The organism is Cytobacillus oceanisediminis 2691 (genome assembly GCF_007678455.1).
Lineage (GTDB): Bacteria > Bacillota > Bacilli > Bacillales > Cytobacillaceae > Mesobacillus > Mesobacillus oceanisediminis_A.
Genome location: NZ_VEEP01000005.1, coordinates 126,706 through 142,115 on the forward strand (window position 1 = coordinate 126,706; position 15,410 = coordinate 142,115).

The following is a 15,410-nucleotide window of genomic DNA, read 5'->3' on the forward strand; positions in this document are numbered from 1 at the left end:
CTATTAACGAGAGTAGAATTCAACGATAAGAGCTTCGTTGATTTCAGCTGGAAGTTCAGAACGCTCAGGCATACGAGTGAAAGTTCCTTCTAGCTTGTCTGCATCGAAAGTCAAGAAGTCAGGTACGAAGTTGTTTACTTCGATTGCTTCTTTAACTACATCAAGGTTGCGAGACTTTTCACGAAGTGTGATTGTCTGGCCAGGAGCTACGCGGTAAGATGGGATGTCTACGCGTGCGCCATCAACCATGATGTGGCCGTGGTTTACTAACTGGCGAGCTGCACGACGAGTGCGAGCAAGACCAAGACGGTAAACAACGTTGTCAAGGCGAGCTTCAAGAAGGATCATGAAGTTTTCACCGTGCTTACCAGGCATTTTGCCTGCTTTGTCGAACAAGTTACGGAACTGGCGCTCAGTAACTCCGTACATGTGACGAAGCTTTTGCTTCTCTTGAAGTTGCAATCCGTATTCGGAAAGCTTTTTACGCTGGTTAGGACCATGAGGACCTGGTGCGTAAGGGCGTTTTTCTAATTCTTTACCTGTACCGCTTAGTGAAATTCCAAGACGGCGGGATAGTTTCCAGCTTGGGCCGGTATAACGAGCCATGAATGACTCCTCCTTAGTTTTTATTTTGTAAAATAAAAACAGATTGTGATTAACCATCATGGGTATTTTGTTTTCATGTACCTTCGCCCTAGCAGCAGCGGGTTACGAGATACACCATCAAACCAGGTTTGAGGAACAAAATACATACATCATGCAGATCACATAGGCTGCGATATTTTACACAAAGAGTATTATATAATTTCTGTGCCAATAAAGTCAAGGGGATATTTCAAGTCATTGCCTTTTTAAGATGAAATTCTTCCGAAAACTTTGGTTTATATATCATACTATTTTACTAGGTCTATGATATAATAAATAGTAATTATTTTATTTTTCAAATATTTGGATATTGCCTTGCCACGTGATGAATCATTTTCTCTTAATCAGGCTGCTGCCTGTAAAACAGCTACTTACAAATCGCTGTGAAGTGATTTTAAAACAGGTGATACATATGGAAGAATTGGTAGAACGGGAAACAATATTGGAATTGAAAAGCAGGTTCTTTGAATTAATCAGCACGGGCAGATTGTCTGTCACGGACATCCTCTCGCAAATGTTGACTTTGCTAAAAGAACTTCTCCAGGCAGCTGAGGTCGATTTATATAGATGCGAGGAATGGGAGCATGGCATGATTCTTGAGGCCACGACCCGCAGCGATCTGAATGAGGAAATTACGGGTAATTTCCCGGAATGTCTCATAGGCAAACTGACTGAAACCCCACAATCATTTAAAAAAAATCCAGAATTTCTCCCGCAATATGATTTAGCGTTTGTCCTAGATGCAAAGGGAAATGTTAAGAATTTATGTGCTATTCAAATGAATGGCGCTTCAGGTGAGCGCCTTTCGGACAGCCTTCTGGAAAGGCTTGTTGACGAGTGTGCTTTGTTCATAAAAAAAATCCACACCCTTGCGGAGACAACGGAAGAAGAAAAACGGTATAAGCAATTATTCAGGGTAACGAAAAAATTCCACTCGACAATGGATATGGATGCTGTGCTCGATGAAATCATTACCACATTAAGAGAAGTGTATCCTTCGTTCACCTATTATCTCCTGCTGTCCCATGACCACAAGGGCTACGGAGAGTTGCCGGTAAAAGACCTTGAGTACAACAGTGAAAATCAGACTGCCATGCAATCTTATGTGAGCGGTCAGATCCAGTTCGAGGACTCAGTCATTGATAAAAACTCCATCATGTATGCACCTTTAAAAGGAAGACAGGGCGTATACGGAGTGCTGCAGGTCATTGCCCCGGACTCGCTTGTGTTTCCGCAAAACGAAGTAGAATTCATTAAACTCCTTGCAAATACCGCCGGAAGCGCACTGGAGAATGCGAAGCTTTACGAGCAATCAAGGAAGCTTATTGCAGATTTGCAGCTAATTAATGAAACATCTCATCAATTGAATACAAGCCTTCGCCTCACAGATACGATGAAGTTTATATGCGGAAGGATCATCAAGTCCTTCGATGCCAGGGAAGTCGGTTTTATCATGCTTGATGAAGACAATCTTGATTACTCCGTCCTTCAGGGAAGCACCAGTTTCTTCTTTTCAAAGGAGGCTTCCAATTATATTTTGAAAGTCGCCAAACGGGTCAAGCAGGATCTGGAACCATTGTTCATAGGGGATATTTCATATGATATCGGGGGTGCTTCTACGCATTTCCGCTCGGTAATGTGTGTACCGATGATCCAGAGCGGTGATTTAAAGGGGTTCGCGCTTGTCATGCATGAGGAGCCATATCACTTTGCATTCGATACATTCAAGCTGCTGCAGTCCCTCATCCACCATTCGACTTTAGCTTTCACCAATTCGATGCTTCGTGAAGAATTGGAGAAAATGGTCGTGACGGATCATTTGACAAAGCTGTATTCCCGAGGCTATCTGGATGAAAAAATGAATCTGTCGATGCTTGAGGATGCGCAGGGAACCTTCATCTTAATTGATATTGATAATTTTAAATGTGTGAATGACCAGTATGGCCACCAGGTTGGAGACGAAGTGCTCATCCAGCTGGCCCGGCAGATAGCCAAAAATATCCGCGGCACGGATATTGGTGCCAGATGGGGCGGGGAGGAACTTGCGATTTACCTGCCAGGAGCTCCACTGGAAATCGGAGTCATGATTGCCAACAGGCTTGTCGATAAAGTCGAGAAACATACGAATCCAAATGTCACGATTTCATGCGGCGTTTCCACATGGATCAGGGGACAGGAAGATACGACCAAGACCGTGTTCAAAAGGGCCGACCAGGCTCTTTATAAAGCAAAAGGCTCCGGTAAGAACAAAGTAGTGGTCCAGAATGAAAACCAGTTTGATTTTAGTGATGAGGTTTAAATTTAACATTGGGAATTGGCCAGCTAGCGTCTAGTCCCACAAGTCGTTTCGGTCCGCCAATGAAGTCAAGGACGATTTCATTGGCGGACCTCCAACGCTTGTCAGGGCTGATCAAGGCGCTCACGCCTTTCTAAGAAGCACTCAGAAATGAGTGCTTTTTCCGTTTAGCAGAACACAGGACTTTTTCAGCTGCTGTGAGTGAAATCACTTTCCATATCAGGGCAAATATCATATCCTGTTTATGGGGGTATTTTGTAAACGCTTACAAATATAGGAGGAATCGAAATGGGAGAGAAAAGATTCGAGACAGAAGTAATCCATGCAGGATATAAATCGGACGAATTCAGGGGAAGTCTTGCTCCCCCGTTATTTCAGACCAGCACGTTCACTTTTGACAGCGCGGAGCAAGGGGAAAGGCGTTTCGCCGGAGAGGAAGAGGGATTCATCTATTCCCGGCTTGGAAACCCGACTGTTGCCATGCTGGAAGAGAGGATGGCAGCGATTGAAAAAGGGGAAAAGGCACTTGCGTTTGGGTCAGGGATGGCTGCTGTCTCTGCGATATTAGTGGCACTGACGAGATCTGGGGACCATATACTTTGCTCACAGGGTGTATATGGCTGCACATTTGGCCTATTGCAGCTTATGAAAGAAAAATATGATATCAATCATGATTTTTCGATGATGGCGACAAGGGAAGAAGTGCTGGCCGCTATTACCCCGGAGACAAGAGTCATCTATATCGAGACACCAATTAACCCAACGATGAGACTGGTTGACTTGGAGATGGTTGCAGACGTCGCGAAAGAAAAGGGTATTCCGGTCGTCGTCGATAACACCTTCAGTTCACCATATCTGCAGAATCCGCTTGAGCTTGGATGCGATTTCGTCATCCATAGCGCAACAAAATATATTTGCGGGCATGGAGATGTGATTGCTGGTGTAGCTGTAGGTCCTAAGGAGATCATGTCTAAAATCGCGATGACTACCCAAAAGGATATCGGCGGGGTGATTTCACCTTTCGATGCATGGCTGCTGCTTCGCGGCTTGAAAACACTTCCTGTAAGGATGGACCGTCACTGTGAAAATGCTGAAAAACTGGCATCCTATTTGTCCGGGCATCCGGCAGTGGAAGAAGTCATTTTCCCTGGCGATCCAAAGCATCCTGATTACGCGATCGCGAAAAAGCAAATGCGCAAACCGGGCGGACTGATTTCCTTCAACATAAAAGGTGGCCAGAAAGAGGCACAGGCATTCATCAACAAATTAAAACTCATTAAAATCGCCGTCAGCCTCGGTGATGCAGAAACATTGATCCAGCATCCGGCGACAATGACACATGCGGTCGTGCCGAAGGAAGCGAGAGAAAAAATGGGGATCAGAGAGAATATGCTAAGGCTTTCGGTTGGACTGGAAGCGTGGGAAGATTTAAGGGATGACCTTGAGATGGCATTTGAATCAGTAAGGAAAGAAAGCACAATGGAAACAGGCTCTATTTAATAAAACAAATCAAACCCCTCCCGGAAATCCAGGAGGGGTTCAGTATGTTCGTTCATTTAGATAGACTGTGCAAGCACTTCAACGAATTCCTCCAGCTTTTGCTGGTCCAATTCATCAAAACGATTTTTTTCAGGCGAGTCGATATCAAGGACACCAATAACGTTTCCATTTTTCAGGATTGGTACGACGATTTCAGATTGGGAGGCAGCATCACAGGCGATATGGCCAGGGAAGGCATGGACATCTTCAACCCTTACTGTTTCTCTTTTGGATGCAGCCGTACCGCAAACACCTTTTCCAAGTTTAATTCTTACACAGGCAGGAAGTCCCTGGAACGGTCCGAGGACAAGCTCGCCATCCTCCATCAGATAAAAGCCGACCCAGTTGATGCGGTCAAGAAACTGGTTCAAAAGTGCAGAAGCATTGCTCAAGTTGGCAATAGAATTCTTTTCATCCTCAATTAGTGCTTTCAGTTGTTTAATCACCAAGTCGTAATTTTTTTCGCGGCTTCCGCTGTATGTTTCGACGTTAAACATCGTTATTCCCCCTAATTCATGAAGTTTTACTCTACATTGTATCAAAAATCGGCGAAACAATGGAGACTTTGTCGAGCTTTTTATAAAGGAAATTTTAATGATTTCCAGAAAGATAAACAGTAAGGTTAATTGCGGAAAGCGAGGGGCGGAGCAATGAGAAAAAATTCAAAAGCTGCGATTATTGATGCGGCCATCTACTTATTCAATACGAAGGGGTTCAATGGAACATCAGTGAGGGACATTGCAGCAAGGGCAGACGTGAATGCAGCGAATATCTCATATTACTTCCAGAACAAGAATGGACTCCTCGAAAATTGTTTTACGGTTTTTTTTGAAAGCTATCTTAAAGAGCTGGAGAAAGGTTTTTCTTTCCTTGAATACGGTCCAGAGTACTGCCTGAATGCGATGGTTGAAAATGTATTGAGATACCAATGCGAAAACATTCAATTAACAAGGTTCATTTTAAGAGAGATGACGATCGACTCGCAAGTTGTCAGGGAAATCATGTCGACCTACCATGTAAAAGAACGTTATATGTTCAAAAAGGTCCTTGAAGCCGGGATTGAGAACGGAGAATTCAAAAAGCATTCAGTCCAGTACAGTATTTTGCAGTTAAAAGGTCTTCTCCAGATGCCGTTTTTGAATACCCATTATGTTACAGAAGTTCTTCATGTACAGCCGCATGAAAAATATTTTGCGGACAAATACAGCGATGAGATTTCACATTGGATCAAAGGAACCCTTTGCACGGAATAGCAGGCTCATCAGAAAATGTTAATAAATATATAGGAAACCGGAAAATCTGCCGGTTTCCTTATTTTTTTATCCCCATGAATTCCAGTCCCTGTCCCAGTTCCTTTGCCTGATGGGCATCAGATCCGTACACGAGCTGGATTCCGCGTTTTTTGGCTTCACTGATTACCCATTCGGGCGGATAGGGTTCACGGCATAATGGCTTTGCCGTACCGGCTCCGTTGTAATCCAGTTCATAGCCAAGTTCTGACACCTTCTCCATTATTTCAATGATTTCATCTGTACAATCATTTCTGAGCTGGTATTTCAGCTGGAATTTATTAGCCAGGGTCACATGGCCGATTCTTTTTGGCTTATACGGCCCCAAATCAGCGAGGATTGATTTCAGTACTGTTTGATAATAATGCCGGTGAACCTTTTCCACTGAACCATAAGCTTCCACCATTTTCCCGAAATGGTCTGGACTATAATCCAGGCAATCATATGTACCAGACTCGTTCTTTAAAAAATGGACCGACAGTACGCCGTCATCTAGAAGCGGCCCGTATTTGTTCAGAAAATCGGCCGTTTGTCCTTCAAACCCTTCGATAAAATCAATCTCAAATCCGGTATTGATTTTTATTTTTCCCGCATATTTCTTCTTTGCTTCTGCGATGGTTTGAAAATAGGAATCCAGGTCTTCGGGCGCCATTGCGCTGTCCTGTAATGGCGTCGGGTCGATAAACCCTTCCGGCAATGGAGCGTGCTCGGCAAACGTGATTTCACTGTAGCCGAGCTGAAGGGCCTTTTGTATATAATCATCGATTTTGTCATTTGTCCCGTGAGGGCAAAAAGCCGTGTGGACATGTCCGTCTTTCAGGGAAATGCACCTCCAGAAGTGATTTCTTTTGTAAGAATTCAAGTTAAATCGGCCTAATTCGGACAATTTCAACAAAAAATATGAATTTAATAGTCAAAAATTGTCGTTAACATGGTAATATAATTACATTATACACGCATTTATCAAGAGATTTTATATAGAAGGATTCAGAACTTGGAATTTGTGAGGCCAGGGGGATAATAATGGAGTACATAATTGGCGGTATCGCGATACTAATCATTCTTTTTTTAATCGGCTATTTTATGAAACGAAAATATTACAGTGAGGTCGATCGCTATGAGTCCTGGAAAATCGATATCATGAACCGGCCTGTACTGGATGAAATGTCAAAGGTAAAACAGCTGAACATGACCGGGCAAACAGAAGAGCTTTTTGAGCGCTGGCGCCAGGAGTGGGACGAGCTTGTTACTTCAAAGCTTCCGGGCATCGAGGATTACCTGTTTGACGCGGAGGAGTATATCGATAAGTACAGGTTCAAGAAGGCGAAGGAATCTCTGGCAGTCATTGACCGAAAGCTGACTGAAACAGAAGATAAGATCAAGAAGATTCTAGGCGAGTTGAATGAACTTGTAGGAAGCGAAGAAAAGAACCGTGAGGAAATCGATGGTCTTAAAGAGAATTATCGAGAGAATAAGAAAAACCTTCTCACGCATCGCCATAGCTATGGAAGTGCAGAAGCCAGCCTCGAGGCTGTGCTTGAAGAGATTCAGGCAAAGTTCATCGAGTTTGACGAGAAGACCGAAAACGGAAATTATCTTGAAGCAAGGGAAACGGTTCTGTCCATCCAGTCATTGCTTGAACAGGTATCCGCGAAAATGGAATCCATTCCTGCACTTCTGCATGATTGCCAGTCGGCCATCCCGGCCCAGGTCAGCGATCTGAAAGACGGCGTAAGAGAGATGAAGGAACAGGGCTATGTATTGGATCATCTGAATGCCGATAGTGAAATCGAGGAAATGAGCAATGAATTGGCGAGCTATCTTGGTTCTCTTGAAAAAGGTGATGTCGAGAACGCCGAACAGGGCATCCAGGGTTTGAAGGAGCGACTTGAAAAACTGTTCGACATGCTTGAAGAAGAAGTCCTGGCTAAGCAATATATTACAAACACGGAACATGTTGCGAAAGAAGTACTTGTGAAAGCAATCACTGAAAACAAGACACTCAAGGAAGAAACAAAGCATATACAGGAGAGTTATCATCTGACTGAAAAAGAGCTTTCGGCACAAACTCATGTTGAGCAGCAGCTCAAGGGCCTGCTTAAGCGCTTTGAACTGATCGACCATAGAATTACCGAAAACGATACAGCACAAAGCATGATCAAATTGGAGCTTCAAGAAGCGAAAGAACAGCTTGATCAGCTAGTAGTAGAGCAAAAAGAATTGATGGAAAAGCTAAGCGCCCTGAGAAAGGATGAATTGGCAGCACGTGATAAAGTAAGGGGACTTTCTAAAAAGATTTCCGAACTGATCCGCACTGTCTCCAAAAGCAATATGCCTGGCCTTTCACAGGAATACAAATACCTGCTGGAAGATGCGCATGAAAGCATCAAGCAGGTCAATGATAAGCTTGAGGAAAAGCCGCTGGATATTCCTGCTGTTCAGCAATATCTGGAAATCGCCGTCCTGACAGTTGAAAAGCTTGAAACCTCGACTGAGGAAATCGTCGAGACAGTCATGCTGGCTGAACGCGTCATCCAGTATGGCAACAGATACCGCAGCCGTTACCCTTCTGTCGAAAGAGGGTTACGTGAAGCAGAAGAGCATTTCCGGAATTACGATTATCGCGAAGCACTTGAACAGGCAGCTACATCTATTGAAGAAGTGGATCCAGGTGCAATAAAGAAAATAGAGCATATGCTCTCCGATAAAAAGTGATAAAGCATGGTCTCCGATTGGAGGCCTGTTTTTTTGGGAATGGATTTTAGAATTTTTCATCATTTCTCATTGAAATGTTATTATGATATGATTTTTAGTTAGCAAGGTCTTGGAGCAAGGGGGAACACTGATGATCTATCTTGACAACAGCGCAACGACCAAACCTTATAAACAAGTATTGGATTCATTTATAAAAGTCTCAGAGGATTTCTATGGAAACCCATCTTCACTCCATAAAATCGGAGGACAGGCAGAAAAGCTGCTTCAGCAGGCAAGGTCCCAGGTGGCCAGGCTGCTGAGGGTCAAAGAGACGGAAATCCTTTTCACCTCAGGAGGAACAGAGAGCAATAACCTTGCCATCAAGGGGATTGCGATGGCTCACCGGGAGAGGGGCAGGCATATCATCACGACAAGCATTGAACATGCATCTGTCCATAACGCCATGGTACAGCTCGAATCGCTCGGGTATGAAATAACATATGTGAAACCAGATTCCACCGGTTTTGTCAGTGCGGATTCAATCCAGAAGGAACTTCGTGAGGATACAATCCTTGTGTCTGTCATGCATGTCAATAATGAAGTCGGCACAATCCAGCCAATCGAGGAAATGGGGATAGTTTTGAAAAAGTATCCAAAGGCATTTTTTCACGTTGATTTCGTCCAGGGAATTGGGAAGGTGCCATTGGACTTATACAATTCGGGGGTCCATTTAGCCACGATTTCCGGACATAAATTCCATGGGCTGAAAGGGACGGGTGCCTTGTTTATGAAAGAAGGGGTCCGGCTGTCTCCTTTATTATCCGGCGGCAATCAGGAATGGAAGCAACGGAGCGGGACCGAAAACGTCGCAGGAATGGTAGCCATGGCAAAAGCGCTCAGGATGACGCTTGAACTGCGGGCAGAAAAGCTGGATCAAATGAAGTCAGCAATGGAAATATTAAGAAACGGCATCAGCCATATCAAGGAAATTACCATTCACACGCCAGAGGAAAAAAGCGCTCCCCATATCCTGAATTTCTCCATCAGCGGATTGAAGGCCGAAACATTCGTTCATGCTCTTGAAGAGAAGGATATTTATGTTTCAACGACAAGTGCCTGTTCCTCGAAGAAAAAGGCTGCCAGCAAGACGCTCCTGGAAATGGGAGTTCCTGTCGCAGAAGCGGAAAGTGCGATCAGGATCAGCCTGACATACAGCAATACAGCAGAAGAAGCAGAAATAGCGGCAAAGGCAATCGCCGGGACTGTAAAACATTTAAGCGAGGTTATCAAGAAATGATGTATGACCGTATATTGGTTCGGTATGGTGAAATATCGACCAAAGGAAGAAATAGAAATAAATTCATTGACCGCCTAAGAAAAAATATCAAAAGGGCATTGAGCGACTATCCAAATGCTGTCATCAAAGCGGAACGCGACAGGATGTTCATCCTGCTTAATGGTGAAGACAGCGATGAAATTGGAAAGAAGCTCAAGGAAATTTTCGGGATCCAGTCCTTCAGCCCCGCCGTTAAAGTGGACAAGGACCTTGAAAAAATGAAGGATGCTGCTCTGGAGCTTTTCAAGAAAATCCACCAGCCAGGACAGACCTTCAAAATATCCGCCAAACGATCTGATAAGACTTTTGAATTGGATACGAACGGAATCAATTCGGAATTTGGCGGCCATATACTGAGGAATGTGGAAGGCCTGAAAGTTGATGTGAGGAATCCTGATATCAACCTTCAGATTGAAATCAGAAAAGAAGCAGCCTATATTTCAGCGGAAACGATCAAGGGCGCAGGAGGGCTGCCTGCCGCGTCCGGAGGCAAAGGGATGCTGATGCTTTCCGGCGGGATTGACAGCCCGGTTGCCGGCTACCTGACCATGAAGAGAGGCCTTGAAGTGGAAGGGGTCCATTTTTTCAGTCCGCCTTTCACAAGTGAACGCGCCAAGCAAAAGGTAATCGACCTTTCTGAGAAGCTTGCCGAAGTAAACGGACATTTTGCGCTTCATATCGTACCTTTTACTGAAATCCAGCAAGCCATTCACAAGCAAATACCGGAAAACTATACGATGACTACAACAAGAAGACTAATGCTGCGTATAACGGACGCAATCAGGGAAAAGCAGGGAGGACTTGCCATCATAACTGGCGAAAGCCTTGGGCAGGTTGCCTCTCAGACACTTGAAAGCATGTACGCCATCAACGAAGTGACAACAACTCCCATTATCCGGCCGTTAATCACAATGGACAAACTGCAGATTATGGATATCGCCCATGAAATCGATACCCATGATATATCAATCCGCCCATATGAAGATTGCTGCACGGTCTTTGTCCCTTCATCGCCTAAAACGAAGCCTAAGCTGGATAAAGTCCAGAACTTTGAAAGCTTCTTCGACTTTGAAGAACTGATTCAGAGAGCTGTTGAAGGAACAGAGCGGATTATCGTCAAACCGGCTTCTGAAAGAGAAGATAATCCGGTGGATGATCTATTCTAACTTGTTAAAGATTTGTGAACATTTACCAATTAAAGTTTTGAATTAAGCCATGTGTTTCTACACACTCTATACTCACAAGGAGGTGAAACACATGGCAAACAACAACAACTCAAACCAACTTCTAGTTCCTGGAGTACAACAAGCTCTTGACCAAATGAAGTACGAAATCGCTACTGAATTTGGAGTACAGCTTGGCGGAGAAACTACTTCTCGCGCTAACGGTTCTGTAGGAGGAGAGATCACTAAGCGTTTGGTTCAAATGGCTGAACAACAACTTGGTGGCGGATTCTCTCGCTAATCAAAAAAAGAATAACATGGCTACAAAGAGCAGGGCGGATGCCCTGCTCTTTTTGTTGTGTAAAATTATTTCAGAATAACATTATCATATAATTTTAAATTTTTTGAATAATTTAGTATAATGGGTTATGGGGATATGAAAGCTTGTTTTCTCATTCAAAGACAAGCGAAAAAAATGATAATCAGGGGGAAGAGTATGAAAAGGGAACAATTGATTGCACCTCAAAAGTATAATCTTGTATCAGAAATGGAGCGATTCGCCCAGGACCCGGCGAGAAAAGCGATTCTCTGGGAAAATGAAGCAGGAAGTACAAAAGAAATTACATACCAGGAGCTGCTAAAGAACGCCAATAAAATTGGAAACGTTTTCTTAGGAAATGGTTTGGCCAAAGGGGATGTAGTGCTTGTTGTCGTGCCAAGACTTATTGAAGCGTATCAGGTTTATATTGCCTCACTGAAAATGGGACTTGTTGTCATTCCAAGTTCAGAAATGCTGAGAAAAAAAGATTTTCAATATCGAATCAACCATGGCGATGTAAAAGCTATCGTCAGTTATGCTCCTTTTACCGGCGAGTTCGATGGAATCGACGAAGTGGAAAAGCTGCCTAAGTTCATTATTGGGGCAGAAAAAGAAGGCTGGATTCAACTTGATAAAGAAATGGAAACTGCTTCCGAAGAGCTTCAGCTTGCCGACACCGACCGTGATGATATGGCATTCCTCAGCTATACTTCCGGTACGACGGGCAATCCGAAAGGTGTTGTCCATACACATGGATGGGCATATGCTCATTTGCGGACAGCGGCAACAAATTGGCTCGGCATAGAGGATGGGGACACTGTCTGGGCTACTGCCGGTCCTGGCTGGCAAAAATGGATCTGGAGTCCGTTCCTGTCCGTCATGGGAACGGGAGCTACAGGCCTCGTTTATCAAGGTAAATTCGAGCCGCAAAAATATTTATCGCTTTTGCAAAAGTATCATGTAAATGTTCTATGCTGCACCCCAACTGAATACAGGCTGATGGCCAAAGTCGAAAATATTGGTGATTACAGTTTGCCTGGTCTTCATAGCGCGGTATCCGCAGGAGAACCGCTGAACCGTGAAGTCATCGACACATTCAGAAAGCATTTTAATGTTGAGGTGCGCGACGGCTATGGCCAGACAGAAAATACACTGCTTGTCGGTGTAACAAAGGGCATGGAGTTAAAGCCTGGATCAATGGGTAAGCCTACACCTGGCAATCGGGTTGAAATTATTAATGAAAACGGAGAACCATGTGCACCGGGTGAAGTTGGTGATATCGCTGTCCATATTGAAACACCTGCTTTATTCAAAAACTATTACAAGGATCCAGAGCGGACAGCCATGCAGTTCCGCGGGGATTATTACGTAACAGGCGATAAAGCGAGTAAGGATGAAGAAGGATATTTTTGGTTTGAGGGACGCGGCGATGATATCATCATCAGTTCAGGGTATACGATTGGTCCTTTCGAAGTCGAGGATGCACTCGTTAAGCATCCATATGTAAAAGAATGCGCAGTTGTCGCGTCACCTGACGAAATCCGCGGACATATCGTCAAGGCTTTTGTCGTCCTGCGTGACGGTGTCAGCCCCGAACTGGAAAATCTAGTTTCTGATTTGCAGCAGCACGTCAAGGATTTGACCGCTCCATATAAGTATCCGAGGAAAATAGAGTTCCTTGAAGAACTTCCAAAGACAACTTCAGGTAAAATCCGCCGCATTGAGCTGCGCAAGAAAGAATTAGAAGGCGCAAGATAATAGAATGCCATGAAAAAGCAGGCCAAAAGGTCTGTTTTTTTGTTGGCATTCTCAAGATTTTACTTTTAGATTGAGAGATGAGTGACACAACAAAACTTGGGTATATTTTTAATAAGAAAGGGTGAGGCAATTTGAAAATCGATATAAAAGAGGCTGCATTGGAACAGTTAAAAAAAGTCCAATTCGGTAATGGAGAAGGCATAAGAATATTAGCGGAGTTTGTAGGCACCTGTTCCATCGCGACAGATATCCAGCTTCAAATCGAAGAAAAGCAGGAAGATGATGAAGTGATATCAGAATCAGGTATCCATTTTTTCGTTCCAAAGAAATCAGTTGAGTCCCTTCCAGGCAGAATCTTTTTGGATTTCAAGCAGGGGCTGGGCTATAAGATTTCCTCCCCGGAAGAAACATTTGGCTACAACTTTAAATTAAACCCACGAACCACGAAATAATTCCGGCTTTGAATATATTGATTCAAAAAAAATGATTGTCAGCCCGGAGCATCCCCCTTATAATTGATATTATTTCGAGTCTAGAAAGATTAGGGGGATGTTCGGATGAATAACAGGACCGAACAACAGGCTGGCGTCTTGTACGCAGCCTTTTCATATATACTATGGGGGATTCTTCCGGTTTATTGGAAGCTATTGCAACATGTGAATGCTGATGAAATTCTTGCAAACCGCGTGTTTTGGTCATTTTTCGTTGTTGCATTCATATTGCTCCTGAATAAAAAATGGAGTCTTTTTACTGGGACCCTCCTCGGGCTTTCGCAAAACAAAAAACAGCTGGCGGCACTGACTATCGCATCAATCCTGATCAGCATCAACTGGTTCATCTATATTTGGGCTGTCAATAGCGATCAAATGATCGAGGCAAGTCTCGGTTATTATATCAATCCGCTTGTCAGTGTGCTTTTAGGAATGGTTTTCCTTAAGGAAAGACTGTCCCTGCCGCAGTACCTGTCATTTCTCCTTGCAGCCATCGGTGTGCTGATCATGACGATTTCTTACGGGCAATTCCCGTGGATCGCTTTATCACTGGCCATTTCATTTGGCCTGTATGGACTTGCAAAGAAATTGATCAAAGTTGATTCTTCGGTCGGCCTCGCGCTAGAAACGCTGGTCGTGATGCCGCTCTCCGCCATTTACATTGGCTATCTAGTTGCCCAGGGGACAAATTCGCTGTTCTCAGGTTCGTGGACAACAACGCTGCTGCTTGTCGGAGCAGGAGCAGCAACGGCGGTTCCTTTGCTGTTTTTTGCGAAAGGTGCACAGAGAATCCCACTTGCTACACTTGGGATCTTGCAATATATCGCACCAACTTTGACACTTATTTTAGGGGTATTCGTTTATCACGAAACATTTTCGGCGGTCCATCTGCTTGCCTTTACCTTTATCTGGTCGGCACTGATCCTGTACTCACTATCCCGGACAAAACTGGCAGCGGCCCTGACCCTCAAGTTAAAAAAAGAAAAAGGCATGCATATGTAAAAAAGAGAGCTGCGGGGGATCCGCAGCTCTTTCTTAATAGGATTTTATAAAAATGTCCTTTTCACTTTTTCCCAGAAAGAATTGTCCTTGAGCTTAATTGTCTTGATGAATTTATTGCTCAATTTTACATCGAATTTTTCAACATGCTGGATGCTCAGCGCTTCGTTATCCATCCCCATGATTGGATAATCGTTGCCGTCCTGGGCAACCTTGAAGGTAAGCTTGCGGTCACCGCTAAGGATGAAGGATGAGCCGAGTGTCCGGTAATGATTATTGTTCACTGACGCAAGCTCACTCACCTGCATGCACGGCAGCAGCGGGTCCACAACCGCTCCGTTCACGGACTTGTTATAGGCGGTGCTGCCTGTTGGGGTTGCGACAATCATTCCGTCACCACGGAAGGTTTCAAAATGGTTGTCATCGATGAATACATCCATTACGAAAGCCTTTATAATCGCGGAACGGACGCTGAATTCGTTCAAGCATTCAAACGATGTTTCTCCGTCGATGGTTACCTCGATCGTCGGATAGCGCCTTACCTCAATTTCTGAATTCGTACTGGCCTGGATCATTTTATCAGTATCTTCAAGATGGAAATCACAGTACATATTGAGGGAGCCAGTGACTGATATGCCTGCGTACAGACAGTCATCGCGGAAACCAGTTTTCCTTACTGCCTCCAAAAAGGTACCATCGTTACCAATGCTGACAATGATATTGGCATTCTTGTGGTCAGTGACAATATTGAAATCATATCTGCGGGCTAGTTCGTAAAGGGGCTGTACTTTTTCCAGCATAGTTGTGTCAGGGGTATGGTGAAAATAAATATTGCGGCGATCTGGCATTACTGATTCCTCCAAACATTATGTATTTCTTCC

14 protein-coding genes are annotated in these 15,410 nt (G+C 44.1%); 10 read left to right on the forward strand and 4 right to left on the reverse strand.

Annotated elements, in window-relative coordinates; genetic code table 11:
• Positions 1 to 3: 3 nt before the first annotated feature.
• The gene (gene rpsD / locus FS736_RS11665; protein ID WP_079510073.1) at positions 4 to 606 is read right to left on the reverse strand and encodes a 30S ribosomal protein S4; all 603 of its coding nucleotides are present in this window, start codon (positions 604 to 606) and stop codon (positions 4 to 6) included.
• 451 nt (positions 607 to 1,057) lie between these two features.
• Here rpsD and FS736_RS11670 point away from each other — a divergent pair, with 451 nt between their 5' ends.
• Together FS736_RS11670 and megL are read left to right on the forward strand one after the other, a co-directional pair.
• Positions 1,058 to 2,944 carry a sensor domain-containing diguanylate cyclase gene (locus tag FS736_RS11670; protein WP_144477279.1) on the forward strand — a complete coding sequence of 629 codons (1,887 nt, stop codon included), beginning with the start codon at positions 1,058 to 1,060 and terminating at the stop codon, positions 2,942 to 2,944.
• Positions 2,945 to 3,229: 285 nt separating this feature from the next.
• Complete coding sequence (gene megL, locus FS736_RS11675) at positions 3,230 to 4,441, forward strand: methionine gamma-lyase (protein WP_144477282.1); 1,212 nt, start codon at positions 3,230 to 3,232, stop codon at positions 4,439 to 4,441.
• Positions 4,442 to 4,497: 56 nt separating this feature from the next.
• Here the strand turns inward: megL and FS736_RS11680 are convergent, their stop codons facing one another.
• Positions 4,498 to 4,977, reverse strand: coding sequence for a GAF domain-containing protein (locus FS736_RS11680; protein WP_144477285.1), 480 nt, complete (start codon positions 4,975 to 4,977; stop codon positions 4,498 to 4,500).
• Positions 4,978 to 5,130: 153 nt separating this feature from the next.
• Between FS736_RS11680 and refZ the strand changes: the two genes are divergently transcribed.
• The gene (gene refZ, locus FS736_RS11685) at positions 5,131 to 5,733 is read left to right on the forward strand and encodes a forespore capture DNA-binding protein RefZ (protein WP_144477288.1); all 603 of its coding nucleotides are present in this window, start codon (positions 5,131 to 5,133) and stop codon (positions 5,731 to 5,733) included.
• A 58-nt stretch (positions 5,734 to 5,791) separates the two neighbouring features.
• Here refZ and hisJ read toward each other — a convergent pair whose 3' ends face one another.
• A complete protein-coding gene (gene hisJ, locus FS736_RS11690) occupies positions 5,792 to 6,631 on the reverse strand; it encodes a histidinol-phosphatase HisJ (protein ID WP_260983587.1) in 840 nt (279 codons plus the stop codon).
• Positions 6,632 to 6,792: 161 nt separating this feature from the next.
• Here hisJ and ezrA point away from each other — a divergent pair, with 161 nt between their 5' ends.
• The 7 genes from ezrA to rarD all read left to right on the forward strand — a co-directional run bounded on the left by ezrA (position 6,793) and on the right by rarD (position 14,532).
• A complete protein-coding gene (gene ezrA / locus FS736_RS11695; RefSeq protein WP_144477290.1) occupies positions 6,793 to 8,484 on the forward strand; it encodes a septation ring formation regulator EzrA in 1,692 nt (563 codons plus the stop codon).
• A gap of 130 nt (positions 8,485 to 8,614) precedes the next feature.
• Positions 8,615 to 9,760 carry a cysteine desulfurase family protein gene (locus tag FS736_RS11700; RefSeq protein ID WP_144477293.1) on the forward strand — a complete coding sequence of 382 codons (1,146 nt, stop codon included), beginning with the start codon at positions 8,615 to 8,617 and terminating at the stop codon, positions 9,758 to 9,760.
• Positions 9,757 to 10,965, forward strand: coding sequence for a tRNA uracil 4-sulfurtransferase ThiI (thiI, locus tag FS736_RS11705; RefSeq protein WP_144477296.1), 1,209 nt, complete (start codon positions 9,757 to 9,759; stop codon positions 10,963 to 10,965). Before FS736_RS11700 ends, thiI begins: the two co-directional genes overlap by 4 nt.
• 91 nt (positions 10,966 to 11,056) lie before the next feature.
• A complete protein-coding gene (locus FS736_RS11710) occupies positions 11,057 to 11,263 on the forward strand; it encodes an alpha/beta-type small acid-soluble spore protein (protein ID WP_125479516.1) in 207 nt (68 codons plus the stop codon).
• A gap of 195 nt (positions 11,264 to 11,458) precedes the next feature.
• A complete protein-coding gene (mbcS, locus tag FS736_RS11715; protein ID WP_144477299.1) occupies positions 11,459 to 13,039 on the forward strand; it encodes an acyl-CoA synthetase MbcS in 1,581 nt (526 codons plus the stop codon).
• A gap of 131 nt (positions 13,040 to 13,170) precedes the next feature.
• Complete coding sequence (locus FS736_RS11720) at positions 13,171 to 13,491, forward strand: iron-sulfur cluster biosynthesis family protein (RefSeq protein ID WP_144477302.1); 321 nt, start codon at positions 13,171 to 13,173, stop codon at positions 13,489 to 13,491.
• Between the two features lie 105 nt (positions 13,492 to 13,596).
• Positions 13,597 to 14,532 (forward strand): EamA family transporter RarD, encoded by a 936-nt coding sequence (gene rarD / locus FS736_RS11725; protein WP_144477305.1) that lies wholly within the window; start codon positions 13,597 to 13,599, stop codon positions 14,530 to 14,532.
• Between the two features lie 44 nt (positions 14,533 to 14,576).
• Here rarD and FS736_RS11730 read toward each other — a convergent pair whose 3' ends face one another.
• Entirely contained in the window at positions 14,577 to 15,377 is an 801-nt protein-coding gene (locus FS736_RS11730; RefSeq protein ID WP_144477308.1) for an NAD kinase, read from the reverse strand.
• Between the last annotated feature and the right edge of the window lie 33 nt (positions 15,378 to 15,410).

Excerpts from the sequence above, each read along its gene's own strand:
- rpsD (WP_079510073.1), bottom strand. The coding sequence starts at position 606 with ATGGCTCGTTATACCGGCCCAAGCTGGAAACTATCCCGCCGTCTTGGA.
- FS736_RS11670 (WP_144477279.1), top strand. The coding sequence starts at position 1,058 with ATGGAAGAATTGGTAGAACGGGAAACAATATTGGAATTGAAAAGCAGG.
- megL (WP_144477282.1), top strand. The coding sequence starts at position 3,230 with ATGGGAGAGAAAAGATTCGAGACAGAAGTAATCCATGCAGGATATAAA.
- FS736_RS11680 (WP_144477285.1), bottom strand. The coding sequence starts at position 4,977 with ATGTTTAACGTCGAAACATACAGCGGAAGCCGCGAAAAAAATTACGAC.
- refZ (WP_144477288.1), top strand. The coding sequence starts at position 5,131 with ATGAGAAAAAATTCAAAAGCTGCGATTATTGATGCGGCCATCTACTTA.
- ezrA (WP_144477290.1), top strand. The coding sequence starts at position 6,793 with ATGGAGTACATAATTGGCGGTATCGCGATACTAATCATTCTTTTTTTA.
- FS736_RS11700 (WP_144477293.1), top strand. The coding sequence starts at position 8,615 with ATGATCTATCTTGACAACAGCGCAACGACCAAACCTTATAAACAAGTA.
- thiI (WP_144477296.1), top strand. The coding sequence starts at position 9,757 with ATGATGTATGACCGTATATTGGTTCGGTATGGTGAAATATCGACCAAA.
- FS736_RS11710 (WP_125479516.1), top strand. The coding sequence starts at position 11,057 with ATGGCAAACAACAACAACTCAAACCAACTTCTAGTTCCTGGAGTACAA.
- mbcS (WP_144477299.1), top strand. The coding sequence starts at position 11,459 with ATGAAAAGGGAACAATTGATTGCACCTCAAAAGTATAATCTTGTATCA.
- rarD (WP_144477305.1), top strand. The coding sequence starts at position 13,597 with ATGAATAACAGGACCGAACAACAGGCTGGCGTCTTGTACGCAGCCTTT.
- FS736_RS11730 (WP_144477308.1), bottom strand. The coding sequence starts at position 15,377 with ATGCCAGATCGCCGCAATATTTATTTTCACCATACCCCTGACACAACT.